At 19.1% G+C, this 691-nt stretch carries 1 pseudogene; it reads left to right on the top strand.

Features of this window, described 5'->3' with window-relative positions:
* Window positions 1–393 precede the first annotated feature (393 nt).
* A pseudogene (locus LDP10_RS03080) lies at window positions 394–691 on the top strand (deoxyribonuclease IV); the annotation flags it as partial.

Genomic DNA, 691 nt, shown 5'->3' with positions numbered 1-691 from the left:
AATGTTTTTTATAAAAAATAAAGGAATGATTTTTTGATTAAAAAAAAGAAAAATGAAATGATTATAAAGAATTTTCTGAATTAAAGTGCTTTATTTATATACCTATCGATTAAGTTAGTTTTTAATTTCATTAAAAATATTTGATCATAATTTAATTTTATTTAATAGAAAATATAATATCTGCTACGTTTAAAATGTTTATCTTGAAAATATATTTAAATTTATTTTTAATAAAAAAATTTTTATTAGTATAAAATTTTGCTAAATATGACTATTTATAAATATTTTATATTATAATAGAAAAAAATTATCTTTTATAATAAATAAATACTTTCTTCATTTTAACACATAATTAAATATATTAATATTTATTTAAAAAATCGGTTATATATGATGAAATATATTGGTGCTCATGTAAGTATTGCTGGTGGATTGAATATGTCTGTATTGCGTGCATATCAATTAGAAGCCACTGCTTTTTCATTTTTTACGAAAAATCAAAGACAATGGAAATCAATTCCTTTAAGTGATAGAATAATTTCTGATTTTAAGACAGCATGTAATAAATTTAATTATCGACCATATCAAATTTTACCGCATGGTAGTTATTTAATTAATTTAGGTCATCCTGATGTTGATTTATTAAAAAAATCCAGATATGCATTTATAGATGAAATTGTTAGATGCTATG

Origin of the sequence: Buchnera aphidicola (Pemphigus obesinymphae) (genome assembly GCF_026122815.1) — a bacterium.
Classification (GTDB): domain Bacteria; phylum Pseudomonadota; class Gammaproteobacteria; order Enterobacterales; family Enterobacteriaceae; genus Buchnera_C; species Buchnera_C aphidicola_BJ.
Note: the sequence above shows the minus strand (reverse complement) of the source record. Positions and strands in the feature narration are given on the sequence as shown.